This is a genomic window from Algoriphagus lacus (genome assembly GCF_003583985.1).
Classification (GTDB): Bacteria; Bacteroidota; Bacteroidia; order Cytophagales; family Cyclobacteriaceae; genus Algoriphagus; species Algoriphagus lacus.
Map to the genome: position 1 here is coordinate 331,260 of NZ_QXML01000003.1, position 19,396 is coordinate 350,655.

The 19,396-nt window shown below is 42.8% G+C and carries 17 protein-coding genes; 12 read left to right on the forward strand and 5 right to left on the reverse strand.

Annotated elements, in window-relative coordinates; translation table 11 throughout:
• Positions 1-118: 118 nt before the first annotated feature.
• Positions 119-3,013: an aminomethyl-transferring glycine dehydrogenase gene (gene gcvP, locus D0X99_RS08545; RefSeq protein ID WP_119477253.1), complete on the forward strand. Its 2,895-nt coding sequence runs from the start codon at positions 119-121 to the stop codon at positions 3,011-3,013.
• 51 nt (positions 3,014-3,064) lie between these two features.
• Here the strand turns inward: gcvP and lipA are convergent, their stop codons facing one another.
• Both lipA and D0X99_RS08555 read right to left on the reverse strand, forming a co-directional pair.
• A complete protein-coding gene (lipA, locus tag D0X99_RS08550) occupies positions 3,065-3,943 on the reverse strand; it encodes a lipoyl synthase (protein WP_119477254.1) in 879 nt (292 codons plus the stop codon).
• A gap of 55 nt (positions 3,944-3,998) precedes the next feature.
• On the reverse strand, positions 3,999-4,727 hold the full coding sequence (locus D0X99_RS08555; RefSeq protein ID WP_119477255.1) for a hypothetical protein: 729 nt from the start codon (positions 4,725-4,727) through the stop codon (positions 3,999-4,001).
• A 151-nt stretch (positions 4,728-4,878) separates the two neighbouring features.
• On the opposite strand from D0X99_RS08555, the gene sdaAA reads away from it, so the two are divergent.
• On the forward strand, positions 4,879-5,787 hold the full coding sequence (gene sdaAA / locus D0X99_RS08560; protein WP_119477256.1) for an L-serine ammonia-lyase, iron-sulfur-dependent, subunit alpha: 909 nt from the start codon (positions 4,879-4,881) through the stop codon (positions 5,785-5,787).
• Positions 5,788-6,357: 570 nt separating this feature from the next.
• Here the strand turns inward: sdaAA and upp are convergent.
• The 3 genes from upp to D0X99_RS08580 form a co-directional block, all read right to left on the reverse strand.
• Positions 6,358-6,999, reverse strand: a complete 642-nt coding sequence (gene upp, locus D0X99_RS08570; RefSeq protein WP_119477258.1) for a uracil phosphoribosyltransferase — start codon at positions 6,997-6,999, stop codon at positions 6,358-6,360.
• 52 nt (positions 7,000-7,051) lie between these two features.
• Positions 7,052-8,350: an OmpA family protein gene (locus tag D0X99_RS08575; RefSeq protein WP_119477259.1), complete on the reverse strand. Its 1,299-nt coding sequence runs from the start codon at positions 8,348-8,350 to the stop codon at positions 7,052-7,054.
• A 129-nt stretch (positions 8,351-8,479) separates the two neighbouring features.
• Entirely contained in the window at positions 8,480-9,757 is a 1,278-nt protein-coding gene (locus D0X99_RS08580; protein WP_119477260.1) for an OmpA family protein, read from the reverse strand.
• A gap of 172 nt (positions 9,758-9,929) precedes the next feature.
• On the opposite strand from D0X99_RS08580, the gene D0X99_RS08585 reads away from it, so the two are divergent.
• From D0X99_RS08585 to D0X99_RS08630, 10 genes are all read left to right on the forward strand, one after another.
• Positions 9,930-10,838 carry an aminopeptidase gene (locus D0X99_RS08585; RefSeq protein ID WP_119477261.1) on the forward strand — a complete coding sequence of 303 codons (909 nt, stop codon included), beginning with the start codon at positions 9,930-9,932 and terminating at the stop codon, positions 10,836-10,838.
• Positions 10,839-10,846: 8 nt separating this feature from the next.
• Positions 10,847-11,386: a hypoxanthine phosphoribosyltransferase gene (gene hpt / locus D0X99_RS08590; protein WP_119477262.1), complete on the forward strand. Its 540-nt coding sequence runs from the start codon at positions 10,847-10,849 to the stop codon at positions 11,384-11,386.
• Between the two features lie 15 nt (positions 11,387-11,401).
• Positions 11,402-11,974, forward strand: coding sequence for an adenylate kinase (locus D0X99_RS08595; protein ID WP_119477263.1), 573 nt, complete (start codon positions 11,402-11,404; stop codon positions 11,972-11,974).
• Positions 11,975-12,050: 76 nt separating this feature from the next.
• Positions 12,051-13,046, forward strand: a complete 996-nt coding sequence (obgE, locus tag D0X99_RS08600; RefSeq protein WP_119477264.1) for a GTPase ObgE — start codon at positions 12,051-12,053, stop codon at positions 13,044-13,046.
• A gap of 74 nt (positions 13,047-13,120) precedes the next feature.
• Positions 13,121-13,660: a nucleotide exchange factor GrpE gene (locus D0X99_RS08605; protein ID WP_119477265.1), complete on the forward strand. Its 540-nt coding sequence runs from the start codon at positions 13,121-13,123 to the stop codon at positions 13,658-13,660.
• Positions 13,661-13,666: 6 nt separating this feature from the next.
• Complete coding sequence (gene dnaJ, locus D0X99_RS08610; protein ID WP_119477266.1) at positions 13,667-14,776, forward strand: molecular chaperone DnaJ; 1,110 nt, start codon at positions 13,667-13,669, stop codon at positions 14,774-14,776.
• Between the two features lie 80 nt (positions 14,777-14,856).
• Complete coding sequence (locus D0X99_RS08615; protein ID WP_119477267.1) at positions 14,857-15,741, forward strand: hypothetical protein; 885 nt, start codon at positions 14,857-14,859, stop codon at positions 15,739-15,741.
• Between the two features lie 8 nt (positions 15,742-15,749).
• Entirely contained in the window at positions 15,750-16,643 is an 894-nt protein-coding gene (locus D0X99_RS08620) for an ABC transporter ATP-binding protein (RefSeq protein WP_119477268.1), read from the forward strand.
• A complete protein-coding gene (locus D0X99_RS08625; RefSeq protein ID WP_119477269.1) occupies positions 16,636-17,946 on the forward strand; it encodes an ABC transporter permease in 1,311 nt (436 codons plus the stop codon). The genes D0X99_RS08620 and D0X99_RS08625 overlap by 8 nt, the downstream gene beginning before the upstream one ends.
• Before the next feature lie 205 nt (positions 17,947-18,151).
• Positions 18,152-19,387 (forward strand): sensor histidine kinase, encoded by a 1,236-nt coding sequence (locus D0X99_RS08630; RefSeq protein ID WP_119477270.1) that lies wholly within the window; start codon positions 18,152-18,154, stop codon positions 19,385-19,387.
• The last annotated feature ends 9 nt before the right edge of the window (positions 19,388-19,396 follow it).

Here is a 19,396-nt window from a genome sequence, read left to right on the forward strand (position 1 = left end):
GTTATTGGGTAAATAAATGGATGGGACCAAAGTCTTTTCTTTCAAGAAATAGTACCTTTGCGCTCGTAAAATCAGGCTGTTTACAAACCCAAATAAGTCATACTTCCAAAGCGTTCTTATGCAGATCAATCTTTCTAATGCTGTCAAATTTGAGAGCAGACACAATGGCCCGACAGAGGCGGAAATCGCGGAAATGTTGGAGAAAATCGGCGCCTCTTCCCTGGAGGAATTAATCAACCAAACAGTACCTCAAACCATACAGCTCGAACGTCCCTTGAATCTACCTGCAGCTCAATTGGAGTCTGAGTTTCTCAAGAACTTCAAAAAGCTGGCATCCAAGAACAAAGTGTTCAAGTCTTATATCGGTTTGGGCTATTACGATACCTTGGTTCCTGGGGTAGTGTTGCGAAATGTTTTGGAAAATCCGGGATGGTATACGGCCTACACTCCGTACCAGGCTGAAATCGCTCAGGGCCGTTTGGAGGCTTTGATCAATTTTCAAACTGTGGTGATGGAATTGACAGGAATGGAATTGGCAAACGCTTCTTTGCTTGACGAAGGAACTGCAGCAGCAGAAGCCATGACTATGCTTCATGCGGTAAAACCAAAGGAAAAAAAGAACGCCAATAAATATTTTGTAGACGAAAAAGTATTTCCTCAAACAAAGGCGCTCCTCGTTACGAGAGCTGAGCCGATTGGAATTGATTTGGTTTTTGGACCAATTTCGACTTTGGATTTGACTGATCCGGAACTTTATGGCGTGATGTTCCAGTATCCAAATGCTGACGGGGAGGTTTCTGATTATTCTGCTATTGTCGCTGCAGCTAAAGAAAATAAGGTGCTGACTGCCTTTGCTTCAGATCTGTTGGCCTTGACATTATTGACTTCTCCAGGTGAAATGGGGGCCGATGTGGTAGTTGGATCTGCGCAGCGATTCGGAGTGCCAATGGGCTACGGCGGACCGCATTCTGCATTTTTCGCCACTAAAGAGGAATTCAAACGTCAGATTCCAGGCCGTATCATTGGTGTTTCGATTGATCGTGCAGGAAACAAGGCATACCGAATGGCGCTTCAGACCCGGGAGCAGCACATCAAAAGAGAAAAAGCAACCTCAAACATCTGTACCGCTCAGGTATTGTTGGCGGTGATGTCCAGCTTCTATGCTGTATACCATGGTCCTCAGGGATTGAAAAATATCGCATTGAGAACTCACGGTTTGGCAAAATTGACCCAAAAGGCGCTCGCGCAATTAGGATTTGAAGTTTCCGACAAACAGTTTTTTGATACCTTGAAAGTATCTGTTGATCCGGTCACGCTGAAAAAAGTGAATCAGCTGGCAGTTGCTTCTGAGATTAACTTCAGATATGAAGAAGGAGCAGTTTTCATTGCCTTTGATGAAGCCAAGACGATTGAAGATACTGCTGAGGTGATTGCTGTTTTTGCAAAAGCAAAAGGGGTAGCGACACCGGATGTAGCCAATCTCGCCGAAGGACTTTCTCTGGAACTTCCAGACTCTTTGATCAGAAAATCAGAATACCTGACTCATCCGGTATTCAACAATTATCACAGCGAGCACGAAATGCTTCGGTACATCAAGCGCTTGGAAAGTAAAGATCTTTCCTTGGTACATTCCATGATTTCATTGGGCTCTTGTACCATGAAATTGAATGCAACCGCAGAGATGATCCCTGTGACATGGCCTGAGTTTGGTCAACTGCACCCATTTGCACCAATTGATCAAACCGAAGGATATCAGGAGCTTTTCTCTAATCTGAGAACTTGGTTGACCGAGATTACCGGTTTTGCAGACACTTCTTTGCAGCCTAACTCAGGTGCGCAAGGTGAATACGCTGGCCTGATGGTAATCCGAGCCTATCATATGAACCGCGGTGAAGGTCACAGAAATGTTGCCCTTATCCCAACTTCCGCACACGGAACCAATCCAGCATCAGCAGTAATGGCCGGAATGAAGGTCGTTTTGGTAAAATGTGACGAAAAAGGAAACATCGACATCGAGGATTTGAAAGCAAGGGCAGCTGAACATGCAGAAGATCTGTCTTGCTTGATGGTGACTTATCCCTCCACTCATGGTGTGTTCGAAGAAGCAATCCAGGAAATCTGTGCCACCATCCACCAATACGGCGGACAGGTATACATGGATGGAGCTAATATGAATGCTCAAGTGGGATTGACTTCTCCTGGAAGAATCGGCGCGGACGTATGTCACTTGAATTTGCACAAAACATTCTGTATTCCTCACGGTGGTGGCGGACCTGGCATGGGACCAATCTGCGTGGCAAGTCATTTGGCTCCTTTCCTTCCTGGAAATCCCTTGGTGAAAACTGGCGGTGAGCATGCTGTTTCCTCCATTTCTTCTGCTCCATATGGTAGTGCCAGTATTCTTCCGATTTCGTACGCATACATCTCGATGATGGGGGGTGATGGCTTGACCAACGCTACCAAAATAGCAATACTCAATGCTAACTACATCAAAGAGAGACTCAACGGGCATTACTCCATCTTGTACACCGGTTCAAAAGGTCGCGCTGCTCATGAGATGATCTTGGATTGCCGGGCATTCAAAGAAGTAGGAGTGGAGGTTGAAGACATCGCTAAGAGATTGATGGACTATGGATACCATGCTCCCACTGTTTCTTTCCCGGTTGCGGGTACCCTGATGATCGAGCCTACCGAATCAGAGACCAAAGCGGAATTGGATAAATTCTGTGATGCGATGATTTCAATTCGTGCAGAAATCAAAGAAATTGAGGAAGGAAAAGCGGATAAGGTAGAGAACGTTTTGAAAAACGCACCACATACTGCTACCATGGTCTTGACAGGGGAGTGGAATCTTCCATATTCCAGAGAAAAAGCTGTGTTCCCAATCGCTTATGTGAAAGAGGGTAAGTTCTGGCCTTCCGTGAGAAGAATTGATTCTGCCTATGGCGACAGAAACTTGGTCTGTAGCTGTATTCCGGTAGAAGAATATGCAAAAGAGGCTGAATTGGCCTGATAATAATAGAATTAAAACAAAAATGGCTGCCAATTGGCAGCCATTTTTGTTTTATACATTTACATGTCTTTCGGCATGGTAGGATGACCTTACTAAAGGTCCTGATTCCACATATTTGAGACCTCTTTTTAGTCCTTCCTCCTTATAATGAGCAAACAGATCAGGATGGATAAATTCAGCCACTTCAATGTGCATTTTGGTTGGCTGAAGGTATTGCCCCAATGTTAGGATGTCGCAACCATGTGCAGCTAAGTCGTCCATTGCTTTATAGACCTCTTCTTTGGTTTCCCCCAAGCCCAGCATAATTCCGGTTTTGGTCCTTTTCCCATACTCCTTGGTCAATTTTATTTGTTCCAATGATCGCTCGTATTTAGCCTGGGGACGAACTCTTCTGTATAGGCTTCCCACCGTTTCCATGTTGTGTGAAACAACCTCCTGCCCCCCGCTGATCATTCTGTACAAAGCATCCCAGTTTGACTTGACATCTGGGATAAGTGTCTCGATTGTTGTTTCCGGAGAAAGCTCTTTGGTCTGAACCACCGTCTGGTACCAGATTTCAGCCCCACGATCACGTAATTCATCCCGATTTACAGAGGTGATTACAGCGTGCTTAACCCCCATTAGTTTGATTGCTTCTGCCACTCTTCGGGGTTCGTCAGTGTCATACTCAGGAGGCCTTCCGGTTGCAACTGCACAGAAAGAACAAGAACGGGTACAGACATTCCCAAGAATCATGAAAGTAGCTGTACCGGCTCCCCAGCACTCTCCCATGTTTGGGCAATTACCGCTTTCGCAGATGGTGTGCAGTTTATGTTCGTCAACGAGTTTTCTGACTTTAGCGTACTCTTTTCCTACAGGAAGCTTCACGCGAAGCCAATCTGGCTTTTTTCTACGGGTTGCTTCTTCAGATATTACGGGTAGTTCAATCATCACATTCAGATTTGTAGCAAAGGTAACTTAGGCAGCCTCAAAAACCCAATTCCGATTACTTTCGGAATCCGTAGAAAAATGTAAAATAGGCTGATTGAAAAAGCTGGTTATTTTCGGTGGTTGGGATCAATGGGATTTCTTTGGTATAACCTTCCACCATATATCCGACTTCCAAGCCGGTTGCACTGCTTCTAAACACCCCAAACTCAAACATCAAAGCTGCCTTTAAGGTGGCTCCGAAGGCCACATCGGATTGACCCAGCCCTTCAAAAAGCTGTCCAGTTCCCAAAATATTGAATCGGCTTTGATGAACTTCCGGATCATATTGCTCGGTTACGGTTTCCACTCGGTTGACGGCGTATTCGATGTAGTATGGAGCAATTAAGCCTATTGTGGGGCCGGCAGCTGCAAGGGCACTAACTTGCACACCTTGATTTGGAGCTTTTTTGAAAAGGATAACTTCCCGTCCATAGTGGGGTCTAATTGCATAGAGGTAATTTGACTTTCCAAAAATATAGCTGTTACCAAGGACAGTATTGTATCTGACCTCTTTTGGGTTTTTTACATTGGAAAGTTCAATGCCCCAAAACGCAAAATTTGTATCATCGAGTCGGGTACCGGATTTGAAAACTATCCCGCCGATAAGTCCACCGTTTGTGTTTTTATTTAAGCCAAAGAGATACTCTTTGTCATATTCGTAATTGCCCACGTCCTCCCGCTGTGAAAAAGCATTCCAACTCATCAGAAAGAAAAATATGGGTAGGATTAATTTCAGCTTACTCATTCGAATTGGTCGAAAATATTGCCCTATTTTTGGTTTTAAGTATTTAACTGAATTTTAAAAGTAAGAGTTTAAGCCCACTATAAAAAGTTCGCGTTTATTGAATTTGAATAGTCTGGCAAAGTCTCTTTTAACTCTATAAACCCAAGTATTCATGTGTTACCTTTTTGAAAGCTTCAAAGGGTGGAAGCAATATTGCGAAACCCATCAGGTCACTTTAGTTCAATCCGTGATTGAATATGAGATCGAGCAAAAGAATTCCACTGAAGAAAAGATTTGGAATGGCCTCCAGCACGCCTATACTGTGATGAAAGAGGCTGTGAAAACCGGATTGGAAGAGGAAATGACCTCCCGGTCGGGGATGATCAATAATGGGGCAAAGAAAGTTTACAATCATCCGCTTTCAGTACTTTCTCCTGAATTTCAAAAATTGATTTCCCGGGCTTTAGCTGCAAAAGAAGTAAACTCCTGTATGGGTAGAGTAGTGGCAGCTCCTACTGCTGGGGCTTCGGGAATCCTACCAGGAACCATGGTTACTTTGCAGGAAATTCATGGATTATCAGATGCTAAAATTCTGGAGGGACTTTTGGTAGGAGCTGGAATTGCTTTGATTATTGAGGAAAAAGCAAGTTTGGCTGGGGCTGTTGGAGGTTGTCAAGCTGAGACAGGTTCAGCTGCAGCGATGGCTTCAGGAGCAATAGTTTATTGCTTGGGAGGAACGGTGGATCAGGTTTTCAATGCAGTGGCAATTACGATTCAATGCATGCTCGGATTGGTTTGTGATCCAGTGGCTGGTTTAGTTGAAGTCCCCTGTGTGGTCAGAAATGCCAGTGCCGCTGCAATAGCATTCAGTTCCGCACAGATTGCTTTGGCAAATGTTAATGCAGTTATTCCAGTAGATGAGTGCATTGAGGCGATGGGTGAAATCGGGGCCTCCATGGAAAGCAGATATAAGGAGACTGCTATGGGAGGACTTGCTGCCACATTGACTGGCCAGGAGATTGCCAACCGTGTTTTGATTCAGGATATTGAGATATTGCCTGACGAAAATTTACCCGAATAGGTGGTGGAAGAATGGAATCCGCAAAATTTGATCTATGGTTAGTCCGAAAAATATAGACCAAAAAAGAGCGCTCCAAAGCATGTGAAAGTAGATTTTTCGCTTTTTTGTACCAAATGAAACCAAAATCAGTGTTCCTCCAATCGGAGTTAAAAACAAAGGGGTCATAAAGGCAATTCCTATTTCGCCATATTTCCTCCATAGACTAACGATGGTTCTGGATTTTTTGCTGAAAACAGGGCTTTTTCGCTTAAATCTTAATGCAAGCTTCTTTTTAAATTGACTTCCAATAAGACTGAACAGGAAAACACTGGTCATCATTCCCGAAACAGTCACAAGAATGATTTTCCATAAACTATAACCGGCAGCCGAACCTAAAACAGGTCCTGCAATAAATTTGAAAAGACTAAGAAAATAGATGCCAAATAAAGTAATCAACGATTCATTCATACTATGGCTTTCATTTTCTTGGGATTATAGCGAGTCAGCTTACTTGGATAACCTGCTTTCCTTAGTCAATGGTTTCACAAATGGAATTTAAAGTTGAAGTCTTTTAGAAAATACGTTTTCTCATTACAATTTTTCACCAAAAGCCAGATCTCCAGCATCCCCTAATCCGGGAACAATGTATGACTGGCTGTTAAGAGATTGATCAACTGCTCCAATCCAAAACTGGTAAGGAACTTTGATCTGTTCTTCAATGTACCTAATCCCTTCGGGTGACGCGAATGCGGCAGCGATGTGAATGATTTTAGGCGTGCCATGGGAAAGTAAGGTATCAATCGAACGGATAAAGGATTTTCCAGTTGCTAGCATTGGATCAGCCAAAATCAGAGTTTTCCCTTCTAGGCTTGGGCTTGCATGGTAACCTAGGTTGATTCTTATTTCTCCAGCCCCCTCTTCCCTAAAAGCACCAATAAAACCACTTTCGGCCTTGTCGAAAAAATTCAAAAAACCTTGATAAAAAGGAAGGGAAGCCCTAAGAACTGACACAACTACCGGATTTACCTCTGGGAGATAAATGTTGGTTTTGGCTAAAGGTGTTTGGACCTCTTTGGAAATGTATGGGAATGATTTTGAAATTTCATAAGCTAGGATTTCTCCAATTCTTTCCAGGTTTTTACGGAATCTCATTCGGTCGCTTTGGATGGAAACATCCCGGAGTTCAGCCATGAATTGATTTCCGACAGAGTTGCATGCAGATAGAACGAACATAGCGTTGGGTTAAAATAAAAGCCCGGTTTGTAGCCGGGCTTAAATTTAAAATTTATTTAATCTCAAAACTTGTCCTTCGTGCCATTTGGCGGGCATCAGCAGAGGATTTGTCTACGCTGGTATCTTCACCATAGCCTTTATAGGTCAACCTTGAAGGATCAATTCCGGCGGCTACAAGAATATCGTAAACTGCTTTGGCTCTTTTTTCAGAAAGTTTGATGTTGTAATTATCTCCTCCAAGCTCATCAGCATATCCTTTGACTTCCAGCTTAACTCCTGGATTTTTTTGAAGGAAATTTGCTACATAAGAAGCAGCACTGACAGAGTAGGCAAGTGGTTTGGAGCTGTCAAATCCGAAGTAAACGTTTACAAAACCATCGTTGATCGCTTTTCGAAGGTAGTCAACTTGTTCTTTGATTTCTTCAACTGGACATCCGGCAGTAGAGCTTGGCCCTGGAATGAAAGGACATTTATCTAAATGATCCGGAGTTCCATCGCTGTCAGAATCAAGAGTTACTCCGTTAAATCCAACTCTTGCCCCTGTAGGGGTATTTGGTTCTTTGTCAAGATAATCGGACACTGAATCTCCGTCGGAGTCTTTTAACATGTCCTTAATTCCGTTTATCGCTTCTGCGAGCTCTTCTTTGGTAGCATATTTATCGGCGGCAATATACCAATCAGCATGCTGCTCGGCTTTTCCAAGATAGAAATTCAATCCAATTGTGCCAGTCCACCAAGTTCCAGTTGCATGAACAAACGGATTTGTTGGAGGGTCAGGTTGAACAGGTGCATTAAATGCATTTCCGTCAAAAGTGTACGTCTGTCTTCCGTTTACATTTACAGATATGTCACCGGATATAGCAATTCTTTCGGTAAGGCTGTAAAGTGAAGTAATTCCTGAAGTAATGAGATAGTAATAATCCGGTTCCACAAAGCTGTATGATGCAGGTTCATCAAATCTCATTCTACCTCCCCCAGCTCCAAGATGGCCTAAAAGGGTTATCTTTTTGGAAAATGATTCAAAATTTAACATCCGGCCAAAATTTGCAACTCCCTGGGCGGATATGTAAATGTAGTCAGTGTTGAATTCGGGGCTCTCACCACTTACTTCTGAAAAGCTTCCAACTCCCAAATTTCCTTTAAACCCGAAATATTCATTAAACATGTATCGGGCTCCTAAATCAGCGTGGCCAAGATTTAAGGTAGGAGAAAGATAACCAGGCGTCAAAGGGCCCATTGGTTTGTTAAATCCGCCATTAACTTCCAATGACCATTTGTTGAAATCTTTTTGAGCCATACCATTAAGGCTTAAGGCTCCCGTAATCAAAAAGAGAAGGGAATACTTTTTCATTGAATTGTTTTAGTAGGGTGATTTGAGGATGACTTGGCAAAAGTAAAAAATATGCCAAACAATAAAGGGATTTAAAAAAAAAGCTCTGCCAAATGAATGGCAGAGCTTAAAACTAATTGTTATTAAATTTTATTTGATTTCAAAACTTGCTCTTCTTGCCATCTGGCGAGCGTCTGCTGATGACTTATCAACTGAAGTATCCTCACCGTAGCCTTTGTAGCTCAATCTTGAAGAATCAACTCCTGAAGCAACGATTAAGTCATAGACAGCTTTTGCTCTAGCTTCAGACAATTTGATGTTGTAGTCTTCTGGACCCAATTCGTCAGCGTATCCTTTGATTTCAACTTTTACGCCTGGATTTCTTTTCAAGAAATTTGACACGTACTGAGCTGCACTTACTGAATAACCAAGTGGTTTGTCGCTATCGAAGGCATAGTAAACATTAACGTAGCCATCATTGATAGCTTTCTTCAAATAGTCAACCTCGTCTCTTACAACTTCAGTAGGGCAGCCATTAGTTGAAGATGGACCTGGCTGGAATGGACACTTGTCTACGTGATCAGGTGACCCGTCTCCGTCTGAATCAAGGGTAGTTCCAGCTGCATTTACTCTTGCTCCAACTGGAGTGTTTGGCTCTTTATCCAAATAATCAGGAACTCCATCTCCGTCAGAATCTTTCAACATGTCTTTGATACCATTGATTTGAGATGCAAGTTCTTCCTTAGTCGCATACTTATCTGCGGCGATATACCAGTCGGCATGCTGCTCAGATTTTCCAAGGTAGAAATTCAAACCAATAGTACCAGTCCACCAAGTTCCATTAGCTCCGTAGAAACCGTTACTGATGTCAGGACGGATTGCAGTTGCACCATCAAAGGTTACAGTCTGGCGACCATTTAGAATGGTAGAGATATCACCAACAAGGGCGATTTTTTCACTTAGCTTAACTTGTGGAGTGATTCCGAAAATCAACGTGTAAACATTGTCATCGAAATCATTGTAAAGGTTCTCCTCAGGGTTAACTAAACCAATACCTGCACCTCCGTGAAGCAACAGGCCAAAAGTTCTTGTGAAGGATTCAAAATTCATTACACGGCCAATGTTGGCTACACCTTGAAGATTGAATCTGTTGTACTTAGTATTGAAAGATGGGCTTTCACCTTCAACTTCTTTGAAGGAACCTAATCCATAATCTAGCTTTACGCCAAATTTTTCATTGAACATGTATCTCACGCCAAAATCTACGTGACCTAAGTTCAAGGTTGGAGATAGGTAGCCACCTGTCAAAGGAGCCATTGGTTTATTGAAACCACCAGTTGCTTCGAGCGACCACTTGTTGAATTCCTGGGCGTTAGCAGTGATTGCTAAGGCTCCAGCCATAAGGGATGAGAGTATAAATTTTTTCATGACAAAAAATTTTTGTTCAAATTTTAAGTGATTGATAGATGTGATTACAAATTTATAAACTTTTAATTTACTGCAAATCTAGACCTTTTATTTAATTCCCAACTCCAAGTTTAAAATTTGTCAGGACTTTTTAATTGGAGTTGAATATAGAGATAACATAATCAATGCCAAAATGAAATTATTGTTTGAATTGTTGGGCAAGCATAGCGTGTCCGGTGATGAATCAGAGGTTTCTCAAGTAATTATCAATTATGCCAAGAAACGAATGAAATCTTGGAAGGTTCAACCGGAAATATATTTTGGGGAAGATTTTCATGATTGCATCCTTTTCAAATTTGGCAAGCCCAGGACTGCTGTTTTCGCTCACATCGACACAATCGGTTTCATGACTAGGTATCAAAACCAGCTTGTTCCTGTCGGCGGTCCAGAAATCCTGAGCGGTACTCGCCTTGTAGGAAAAGACAGTAAAGGTGAGATATCTTGTCAACTCATGGAAGAAGAGGAAGTATGCTTTCACGATTTTCCAAGAGGAATAGATAGAGGTACTAGATTATCTTTTGAACAAAATATCAGAGTTGATGATAAGTTCATTCAAGCAGCTTATCTAGACAATAGACTAGGTATATACAATGCCTTGAAATTATGTGAAACCCTTGATAATGGATGGGTTGTGTTTTCAACATATGAGGAACACGGAGGAGGCAGCATACCTTTTTTACTCAGGTTTATTCAGAATAATTCTCCAGTTAATCAGGCTTTAATTTCTGATATTACTTGGATTACTGAGGGAATTCATCACCATGAAGGAGTGGTAATTTCAATTAGAGATAAATTTATTCCCAGAAAAAAATTCATGGATAGATTGATCAGTCTTGCCGAAAAAAGTGGAATACCTTTTCAGCTGGAAGTGGAATCTTATGGAGGAAGTGATGGTCGGGAGGTTCAGTTTTCTCCCTATGCCATTGATTGGTGTTTTATCGGAGCTGCAGAGGATAATGTGCATACCCCGAATGAAAAAGTTTCCCTTTTTGATTTGGATTCGATGCTCAGGATGTATCAATATCTGATGAATGAACTGTAAGTTGGGGTATGAAAAAGATTCAGATTAAAGACCTCACATTTGAGTTATTCATTTCCCAAGCCGACTTGAATAACCGTTTGAAAGAATTGGGAAAAAGAATATCCCTTGATTTTCAGGGAGAGGAACTTGTTTTGTTGGGTGTTCTGAATGGAGCTTTCATTGTTTTAGCGGACTTAGCTAGGGAAATTGATTTGCAGTTAAGTTGTGAATTTCTTAAGATTTCTTCTTATTCCGGTACCTCCACCACAGGAGAAGTCAAATCAATTCTAGGGCTTTCAACCGACCTTAAAGGGAAAAATGTAATTGTTGTGGAAGATATTGTTGACACCGGAATCAGCATGAATTACCTTATTTCTGAGCTTTCAAAGCACAATCCTAAACGATTAGCCATAGCAACTTTGCTTTTTAAAAGGGAAGCCTTCAGGTTTAATTACCGATTGGATTATGTGGGTTTTGAAATTCCCAATAAATTTGTCGTTGGCTTTGGCTTGGATTACGATGGATTTGGAAGAAATCTTCCAGATCTATATCAACTCAGTACAACTTAAAAAACGACTTTCAGAATGCTGAACATAGTGTTATTTGGTCCTCCGGGTGCAGGTAAAGGCACCCAAAGTGAAAAGCTTATTCAAAAATATGGACTTACTCACCTTTCTACGGGAGACCTTTTCAGAAAGCATTTGGGAGAGGGTACTGACTTAGGTCGACTTGCCAAAAAATACATGGATGAGGGGCATCTGGTACCGGACGCTGTAGTTATCAGCATGGTAGAAGATAAGATAAATTCCACGACAGGAAGTAAGGGATTTATTTTTGACGGGTTTCCAAGAACGACTGCTCAAGCCGAGGCTTTGGATACTATGCTTTCTCAAAACAGCATGAAAATTTCCGGAATGATTGCATTGGATGTGCCTCAGGACATCCTAAAGGAAAGAATCAAGGAAAGAGGAAAAACTTCCAATCGAGCAGATGATCAGGACGAAGAAAAAATCAATACGCGGATCAAGGTGTATTTAGATGAAACTTTGCCAGTGGCAAAGTACTATGAAAACCAAGGTAAATTCAAGAACATCAATGGGGTAGGTGAGATTGATGAGATCTTTCAGGAGATATCTGATGTAATAGATAGCTACTGATTCACAGCAAATCCCTAATTTTGCAAAACCAAGACTTGGCTAAGCTTTCGGGCTTAGCCTTTTTCTTTCCAAACAAATGGCAGATTCCAATTTCATTGATTACGTAAAATTCTGTTCTCGATCCGGTGCCGGTGGAGCAGGTTCTGTTCACTTCAGACGGGAAAAACATGTTCCAAAGGGAGGACCTGACGGAGGGGATGGAGGACGTGGAGGCCATATCATCCTCAGGGGAAGCTCGCAGCTGTGGACACTTTTACACCTTAAATACAAAAAACATGTAATTGCCGAATCCGGTAAAGGAGGAGAAGGAGGAAGAAGAACTGGCGCTGATGGAAAGGATGTCATCCTTGAAGTTCCACTCGGGACAGTAGCCAAGGATGCTGAAACCGGAGAAAAAAGGTTTGAAATTACCGAAGACGGGCAAGAAGTTATTTTGACCAGTGGAGGTCGGGGTGGTTTGGGAAATGACCATTTCAAAACCGCCACCAATCAGGCGCCGCATTTTGCTCAGCCTGGGGAGCCCGGTATTGAGGAGTGGATTATTTTGGAGTTAAAACTTTTGGCGGACGTGGGATTAGTTGGGTTCCCAAATGCCGGAAAATCAACTTTACTCTCCTCTATTTCAGCTGCAAGGCCTGAAATAGGTGATTACCCTTTTACCACACTGGTGCCAAATCTTGGGGTAGTGGGCTATCGGGATGATAAGTCATTTGTCATGGCAGATATCCCTGGAATTATCGAGGGGGCTGCAGAAGGCAAAGGGCTTGGAATACGATTTTTAAGGCACATCGAACGAAATTCCATTTTGCTTTTTATGATTCCCGCAGATGCTACCAGCGTCCAGGAACAGTATCGGATTTTGCTTGGAGAGCTTGAAAAATACAACCCGGAACTCCTGGATAAAAAACGAATTTTAGCCATTTCCAAAGCTGATATGCTCGATGAGCAACTGATGAAAGAAATGGAGCTGGAAATTCCCAAAGATATTCCTCATGTATTTATTTCATCGGTAAGCCAATACAATCTGGATAAGCTCAAAGATTTGATCTGGCAGGCTATTCATGCTGAATAAGTGTCACTTTGTCAGAAAAAATGTTCTGGCAAAGTCATTGATAACCTTCATTCCACCAACTATTTCCATTTGCTATGAAAGAAAAAGACCAAGAGGATCAAGAATTGAATCTACAATCGGAAGAACAACTCGTGGAAGAAACTCCCCAAAACGAATCAGAGAATCAGGGATTGAAGCTCGAGGCTGAAGTTGCTGATTTGAAAGATAAATACCTCAGACTTTATTCTGACTTTGAAAATTTCCGAAAGCGCACAGCAAAAGAGCGGATCGATCTGATCAAAACCGCTTCCGAAGATGTGCTTAAGGAATTGATCCCTGTAGTGGATGATTTTGAAAGAGCATTCAAAGCATCCGAAGGAGAAACTGATCCGGTTAAAATCAGAGAAGGAAATCACTTGATATTCCACAAACTGGTCAGAGTGCTGGAGTCAAAAGGCCTTAAGGCGATGGAAGATTTGGCCGGTAAGCCATTCAATCCTGATACTCAAGAGGCGATCACTCAGATTCCGTCTCCAAGTGAGGAAATGAAAGGTATGGTCATAGATGTAGTGGAAAAAGGATACACCTTGGGAGAAAAAGTAGTGAGATACGCAAAGGTGGTTACCGGAGCATAAAAAATTATGGCAAAAAGAGACTATTACGAGGTACTCGGGGTAACCCGGTCTGCAAGTGCAGATGAGATAAAAAAGGCGTATCGAAAGCTCGCCATCCAGTATCACCCTGATAAAAACCCGGACAATCCCGAGGCCGAAGAAAAATTCAAAGAGGCTGCTGAAGCCTATGAGGTACTTAGCAATCCAGATAAAAAGGCCAGATATGACCAATTCGGTCATCAAGGACTAGGTGGAAATGGCGGATTCGGCGGAGGTGCCGGGATGAACATGGAGGATATTTTTTCCCAGTTCGGCGACATCTTCGGAGGCGGAGGATTTGGTTCATTCTTTGGAGGAGGAGGCGGAGGCCGTCGCACCAAAAAAGGCACCAATCTTCGGGTTAAACTCAAACTGAACCTCCAGGAAATTGCCAACGGGGTTGAGAAAAAAATCAAAGTGAAGCGACACGTTGTCGCAGCAGGAGTAACATTTAAGTCCTGTGGCACTTGCCAAGGTTCCGGTCAGGTGAAAAAAGTAGTCAATACTATGCTTGGCCAGATGGTCTCAGCAAGTACCTGCGCAGTGTGCGGGGGAAGTGGACAGATCGTTGACAAAAAGCCTGCAGATGCAGATTCACGTGGATTGATCATCAAAGAGGAGGTCATTTCCATCAATATTCCCGGAGGTGTGGGAGAAGGAATGCAGTTGAGTATGTCCGGAAAAGGGAACGAAATCCCCGGTGGTATCCCCGGAGACCTTTTGATTGTGATTGAGGAAGCTGAGGATAATGTTCTCCAGCGAGAAGGAAACAATGTAATTTATGATTTACATGTTTCATTCATTGATGCGGCTTTGGGAGCTTCCTTGGAAGTGCCTACAATCGATGGAAAGGTGAAAATTAAAATCGATCCTGGAACCCAGAGCGGGAAAATGCTTCGTCTTAAAGGAAAAGGGATCAAAGATATTAACGGTTATACCCGTGGTGACCAATTGATTATGGTGAATGTTTGGACACCTGTGCAGCTTTCAAGAGAGGAAAGAAATGTCCTTGAAGGTTTGAGAAGTTCAGAAAATTTCAAGCCTGATCCCGGAAAACAGGACAAATCTTTCTTCGACAAAATGAAGGAGTTTTTCTAAAAAATTGAAAGCCGGAAGCAATTCTGGCTTTTTTTATATTTTTAAAAAACCTTTTCAAAGTCCCCGCGTAACCTATCCGTATGCTGAAAAAACTGGGTCTACTCATAATTTGGATCGTGGTGGGGGTAATTCCCGGTCAGGCGCAATTTGTAAGAGAGTATAAGGTGACGGAGCGAAAAGGCTTCGAGATGGTATACCTCAATTTTTCATCTTATAAAAGTCTGACTCAGCTCAAGCGGGTTAAAACTCAAGATCCAATTTACATTCATGGACATTTGCTGAAGTCCAATATCCTTCCGGATTTTAAATACAGTGTCCACCACAACCGGCTCGATGCGAGTTTGGAACATAAGAATGTCGAAGCCGACAATTTGGGCAAAAGCATAACCTCCAAACTTTTTTCGGATGATGCAGACTTTGATCATTCCTGGGATTTAGGCCTCGGCTCCAATTATCTGTATCATCTGGATTTCAATCTAGGTCTTGGCAGAGCAGATTTTGATCTGGCCCAGATTCCCATTTCCCAACTAAAAATAAAGAGTGCTAGTTCAGACGTTTTGATCCATTATGGGACCGAAGTTCCCAATCAAATCGAAATGGACACGCTATTGGTAACCTTGAACATGGGAACTGTGGAGGTCCAAAACGCCAATTTCACCAATGCCAGAAAGATGATTTTGGAGGTCAACTATGGAAAGATTGATCTGAATTACAGTGATGGATTGGCAAGGTCCTGTCAGGTCATCGCTGCGGTCAGCGGCGGGAGCGTACATTTGAAACTCCCACCTGACACCAATCCGGTGAAAATCAGGATAAAAACCACACCAATGTGCCGGACTTCTTTGCCAAAGTATCTCAAATCTCTCGATAAGGAAACTTATGTGACCCGAGGCTACAAAGCTTCCGATCCTCGATTATTGGAGCTAATTATTGACGTGGGCGTTGGCTCAGTGACCATCGAATAAGCGTAAAAATGCTTCAGATAACTCAGCTTAATAAATCTTACGAAAATCACAAGGCACTTACAGATGTGAGCCTTTCTGTTCCAAAAGGAGTGATTTTTGGACTTTTAGGTCCAAATGGCGCGGGAAAAACCACCCTGATCCGTATTATAAATCAAATAATTGAGCAGGATAGCGGAACTGTTGAACTGGATGGAAAGCCGCTTTCCCCCGAGGATATCAAGAAAATAGGATACCTTCCCGAAGAGCGTGGACTTTACAAGAAAATGAAAGTCTGGGATCAGTTGGTCTACTTTGCAAGGTTGAAAGGGCTGAGCCAAGACGAAGCCAAGCGCCAAATAAAAAGCTGGCTGGAAAAACTGGAAATAGCTTCCTGGAGAGACAAAAAGATCGAAGACCTCTCGAAGGGGATGGCTCAAAAAATTCAGTTTATCTCCACAGTAGTCCATCGACCTTCGCTATTGATATTGGATGAGCCTTTTTCAGGATTTGACCCGGTTAATGCCGAGATCATCAAAAATGAAATTTTGGAATTGAAGAAAAATGGCACAACTGTCATTTTGAGCACACATCGAATGGAGTCTGTGGAATTACTCTGTGATCAGATTGCCATGATCAACAGGTCAAGAAAAATCCTCGACGGAACGATCCGGGAAGTGAAATCAAGTTTCCGCCCCGAGGTCTTCCAGATTTCTTTAGCCAGAATAAAGCGGGATTTGCCAATGGAATGGATTGCCAACAACCAGGGAGATATTTGGGATTTCACACTTCCACTCTCAGGAAGGATGCCAAATCAGCTTCTTAACGAATTAATGGAATTTGGAGAGGTGATGGAATTCAGGGAGCAAATTCCAAGTATGGAAGAGATTTTTATACACCAAGTCAAATCCACTTCCCATGAATAAAATTTTTCTTGTGATTCAACGGGAGTATTTGTCCAGAGTCAAAAAGAAATCCTTTTTGATTGCCACACTGCTTACCCCTTTGATTTTTCCGGCAATCATGGGCGTTTTTGTGTGGATTGCTATGAGCGAAAAGGAAAACCAATCTTTGAGAATCATCGAGGTGATTGATGAGACGGATCTGTTCTTCATGGAAAGTTCAGAGCAATATGCCTTCACTTCCTCGGTCGATGATCCGGAAGAAGCGAAGCAAATGGTGCAGGAGGGAGATCGGTACGGGTTTTTGCACATCCCGAAAATTGACCTGGCCAATCCTCAGGGGATTCAATTTTATGGAGTTGAAAATCCAAGCTTGAGTCTGATGGGATATCTGGAAAGTGCCCTGAAGCGGAAAATTGAAGACCAAAAATTGTATCAGCTAGGGATTGATCCGAAAGTGCTTAAGGAAATCCGCACGGATATTTCGATTCAGTCCATCACTTTGGGGGAGCAGGGAGAGGAAAAAGTAAATGACGCGACCGTCAATTATGCATTGGGTTTTATCTCAGGGATTTTGATTTACGTTTTCATTTTTGTCTATGGGAATCAGATTATGCAGGGTGTGATCGAAGAAAAATCGAGTCGTATTGTTGAGATTTTAGTTTCCTCTTTGAAACCCTTCCAATTAATGATGGGTAAAATCGTGGGAATCGGAGCAGTGGGACTCACCCAGTTTTTGATTTGGGTACTGCTGATCGGCACCCTTTCTACCGTTGTGATGGGCGTGTTAGGCATGCAGATGCCACAGCAGCAGGCAATGGAATTAGCAAATCCTGAATTTGCCCAGGCCACTCCCGATGCCGGTGAGGTCGCTACCATATTGCAAGTGATCAACGGGATTGATTTTGTGACTCTGGTTTTCAGCTTTATCATTTATTTTCTCGGAGGGTATTTGCTTTACGGAGCCTTGTTTGCAGCGGTTGGTTCTGCAGTGGATGCACCGTCCGACGCCCAGCAATTTATGTTTCCGATCACAATCCCCTTAATTGTGGCGTACATGGGGCTTTTCGTTTTTGTGCTTCAGGACCCGACAAGTTCAGCCTCATTTTGGTTATCCATAATCCCCCTGACCTCTCCAATTGCGATGATGGGAAGGATCAGCTATGGAGTACCTTTTTGGGAATTGGCCCTTTCCATGGGGCTTTTGGTGCTTGGCTTTTTGTTTACCACTTGGCTTGCAGGAAAAATCTACCGAATTGGTATCCTGATGCACGGTACCAAGCCAACGTACAGGATTCTTTGGAAATGGATTAAAGCAAGTCAATAAAATATGATCCCGGTTTTTAATCGGGATTTTTTTTGTTCAAGCTGGATGAGATCCTGTTTGTCATTCAATTTTTCTCTATTTTTTCCTGATTGAATTGGTCTAATTTTACCCAAATCGATCATGCTAAAAGAAATGACTTATCGCCATTCTTGTATACTATCCTTGATCCACGGGAGTTAATAGTTAATAATTGCCCACAATCTGAATGAAAAACCGCTTCCAGGACATTACCTCAATCGACTTTTACCAAAACAAAAAACAAGTCAAGTGGCTGGTTTTTCTGGTTTCTTTCCTGATCGGGTCAGGGTCGATCTGGTATACCAGCCTTTTGGTGGATGAATTGAGGGAACGGGAAAGCAGACAGATTCAGTTGCTTTCCTCTGCATTGGAATATGCCGCCACGACCTCGGAAAATCTCACTTTTATCAATCAGGAAATCATCCAGCAGAATTATTCTATTCCCATCATCATGGTGGATTCTGAAGGAAATCCGCTGGAGTTTAGGAATATCCGCTTCAAGAAATCAGCCACTGCACAGGACTCTGTGAAAACTCTGGACAAGGAGCTTTTGGAAATGCAGGAAGAATATGAGCCGATTTACCTCCAGGAGGCAGATATCCGGGTATTTTACAGGAATTCAGAATTGTTGACAAACCTTCGGTATTACCCCTACATCCAACTTGCGGTGATTTTGATCTTCGGGGCTCTTGCTTATGCACTCTTCAACCAAAGTAAAATTGCCGAGCAAAACCGGGTTTGGGCAGGGCTTACCAAGGAAACAGCCCATCAACTTGGAACTCCAATCGCGTCCCTTATGGCTTGGATTGATTACTTGCGAAATTCCCCCGTTTGGGAAGAAAACAAGGAAATTATTCAGGAAATGGACAAGGATGTGGTCAAACTTCGAATGGTCACGGAGCGATTTAGCAGCATCGGGAGCAAGCCTGTGATCCAGCCGGAAAACCTATACGGTGTCATCGAAGAGACTATAAATTACCTCCGACCCAGGATTTCCACCAAGGTGGAGATGCACATCAATGCCGACTCCAAAGATCTGGACGCAATGATGAACAAGCCGCTTTTTGAATGGGTGATCGAAAACATCTGCAAAAATGCCGTGGATGCGATGAAGGGGAAAGGGACCATCACGATCGATGTGCTTCAGGACAGTGACAAATATGTGATCGTGGACATCACCGATACCGGCAAGGGTATTGAAAAAAAGAACTTCAGAAAAGTGTTTAATCCCGGTTTCTCTACCCGGCAGCGGGGTTGGGGATTGGGATTGACCCTTGCGAAGCGGATCGTGGAGGGTTACCACGGGGGGAAGATTTTTGTGAAAAACTCGGAAGTGGGAAAAGGCACGACCTTCCGGATTATGCTCCTAGGCAATCTGGAAGATGCATCCCAGTTTATTACGGAGGGGATTTTGGAGTATTGATAAAGTTCG

What these genes read in the sequence shown, in the direction of transcription:
- gcvP (WP_119477253.1), top strand. Translation starts at nt 119, where the DNA reads ATGCAGATCAATCTTTCTAATGCTGTCAAATTTGAGAGCAGACACAAT.
- lipA (WP_119477254.1), bottom strand. Translation starts at nt 3,943, where the DNA reads ATGATTGAACTACCCGTAATATCTGAAGAAGCAACCCGTAGAAAAAAG.
- D0X99_RS08555 (WP_119477255.1), bottom strand. Translation starts at nt 4,727, where the DNA reads ATGAGTAAGCTGAAATTAATCCTACCCATATTTTTCTTTCTGATGAGT.
- sdaAA (WP_119477256.1), top strand. Translation starts at nt 4,879, where the DNA reads ATGTGTTACCTTTTTGAAAGCTTCAAAGGGTGGAAGCAATATTGCGAA.
- upp (WP_119477258.1), bottom strand. Translation starts at nt 6,999, where the DNA reads ATGTTCGTTCTATCTGCATGCAACTCTGTCGGAAATCAATTCATGGCT.
- D0X99_RS08575 (WP_119477259.1), bottom strand. Translation starts at nt 8,350, where the DNA reads ATGAAAAAGTATTCCCTTCTCTTTTTGATTACGGGAGCCTTAAGCCTT.
- D0X99_RS08580 (WP_119477260.1), bottom strand. Translation starts at nt 9,757, where the DNA reads ATGAAAAAATTTATACTCTCATCCCTTATGGCTGGAGCCTTAGCAATC.
- D0X99_RS08585 (WP_119477261.1), top strand. Translation starts at nt 9,930, where the DNA reads ATGAAATTATTGTTTGAATTGTTGGGCAAGCATAGCGTGTCCGGTGAT.
- hpt (WP_119477262.1), top strand. Translation starts at nt 10,847, where the DNA reads ATGAAAAAGATTCAGATTAAAGACCTCACATTTGAGTTATTCATTTCC.
- D0X99_RS08595 (WP_119477263.1), top strand. Translation starts at nt 11,402, where the DNA reads ATGCTGAACATAGTGTTATTTGGTCCTCCGGGTGCAGGTAAAGGCACC.
- obgE (WP_119477264.1), top strand. Translation starts at nt 12,051, where the DNA reads ATGGCAGATTCCAATTTCATTGATTACGTAAAATTCTGTTCTCGATCC.
- D0X99_RS08605 (WP_119477265.1), top strand. Translation starts at nt 13,121, where the DNA reads ATGAAAGAAAAAGACCAAGAGGATCAAGAATTGAATCTACAATCGGAA.
- dnaJ (WP_119477266.1), top strand. Translation starts at nt 13,667, where the DNA reads ATGGCAAAAAGAGACTATTACGAGGTACTCGGGGTAACCCGGTCTGCA.
- D0X99_RS08615 (WP_119477267.1), top strand. Translation starts at nt 14,857, where the DNA reads ATGCTGAAAAAACTGGGTCTACTCATAATTTGGATCGTGGTGGGGGTA.
- D0X99_RS08620 (WP_119477268.1), top strand. Translation starts at nt 15,750, where the DNA reads ATGCTTCAGATAACTCAGCTTAATAAATCTTACGAAAATCACAAGGCA.
- D0X99_RS08625 (WP_119477269.1), top strand. Translation starts at nt 16,636, where the DNA reads ATGAATAAAATTTTTCTTGTGATTCAACGGGAGTATTTGTCCAGAGTC.
- D0X99_RS08630 (WP_119477270.1), top strand. Translation starts at nt 18,152, where the DNA reads ATGAAAAACCGCTTCCAGGACATTACCTCAATCGACTTTTACCAAAAC.